The sequence below is a fragment of the Streptomyces boluensis genome (assembly GCF_009908195.1).
GTDB classification, from domain to species: Bacteria; Actinomycetota; Actinomycetes; order Streptomycetales; family Streptomycetaceae; genus Streptomyces; species Streptomyces boluensis.
Window position 1 is genome coordinate 1 of sequence record NZ_JAAAHS010000713.1, and the last position, 1,368, is coordinate 1,368.

Below are 1,368 nucleotides of genomic sequence, written 5' to 3' on the forward strand. Positions count from 1 at the left end.
CCCGTGCTCCGCCCCCTCCGCGGGCAGCGTCGGAATGCCCGCCTCCTCCTGCTCCTCGGCGTCCGCCGCCCGTGGACTGGTCCGGCCCAGCCACGTGCGTACGAGCCGGCCCTCCTCGCCCGCGCGTGCCGCGTCGTCCACGTACCCCACCGCGCGCGGGAAGCGGCGGCGGAGCAGGGCGAGGTTCTTCAGGCCGTCGCCGGACGTCTGGCCGTACACCGCGCCGAGCACCGCGAGCTTGGCCATGTCGCGGTCGCCGGAGAACGCCCGGTCGGACACCGCTTGGTAGAGGTCGTCCGGGCGGCCCGCGACCTCCATCAGGCTCGGGTCGCCGGAGATCGCCGCGAGGATCCGGGGCTCCATCTGGTCGGCGTCGGCGACGACGAGCCGCCAGCCCGGGTCGGCGACCACCGCGCGCCGGATCACCTTGGGGATCTGCAGGGCGCCGCCGCCGTTGGTCACCCAGCGCCCGGTGACCGTGCCGCCCGGGAGGTACTCGGGGCGGAAGCGGCCGTCCCGCACCCAGTCCTGGAGCCAGGACCAGCCGTGCGCGACCCAGATGCGGTACAGCTTCTTGTACGCCAGCAGGGGTGGCACGGCCGGGTGGTCGAGGGTCTCGATCTCCCATCTCCGGGTCGACTTGACCCGGATCCCGGCCTGCGCGAACGCCTTGATCACGTCCGCCGGGAGGTCGGGCCGCACCCGGCGCCCGAACGCCGCCGACACCTCGTCCGCCAGCTCGGCCAGGCGGCGCGGCTCGCCCCCGCCCGCGTACCGCTCGCCGAGCAGTTCGTGCAGCACCGCCTTGTGCACGTCGGCGCTCCAGGGCAGCCCCGACGCGTTCATCTCGGCCGCGACCAGCATGCCCGCCGACTCGGCCGCCGTGAGCAGCCGCATCCGTCCGGGGTGCGCCGCGAGTCCGTGCCGCCGGACCTGGTCCGCGTACACCTCCAGGAGCCCCGACAGGGGTACGTGCACGGGGCCCGGTTCGAAGAGGGAGGACTGCGAGCCGGGTACGGCCGCGCGCTGCGGTGGGTCGGGCGGCACCGGGCGGTGGTGGAGGCGGGCCCACGCGGCGGCCGCGGAACGGGGCTCGCCGAGCCGGCCCTCGTGGGCGAGGAGCAGCTGCTCGGCGTCCTCGATGTCGTAACACCGCCGCACCCGCACACCGGCGGCGAGCAGGCGCGGATAGATCTCGGCGGTGGAGCGCCACACCCAGCGGTACACCTCGGGCCGGGCCCGGACCGCGGCGACGAGATCCGGCTCCGCCACGGCATCGGCGAGCGGCTGCCCGGCCCCGTCCACGGGGACGAGCAGCGCTCCGCGGCCGTCTTCGGCCAGGGCCAGGACCCAGCGCTCGCTCACAGG

1 protein-coding gene is annotated in these 1,368 nt (G+C 75.9%); it reads right to left on the reverse strand.

Annotation, left to right across the window (positions count from 1 at the left end):
- Nucleotides 1-1,365: bifunctional 3'-5' exonuclease/DNA polymerase (locus tag GUY60_RS37660; RefSeq protein WP_161705995.1), on the reverse strand; the 1,365-nt coding region annotated here is incomplete at its 3' end.
- Nucleotides 1,366-1,368: the final 3 nt, after the last annotated feature.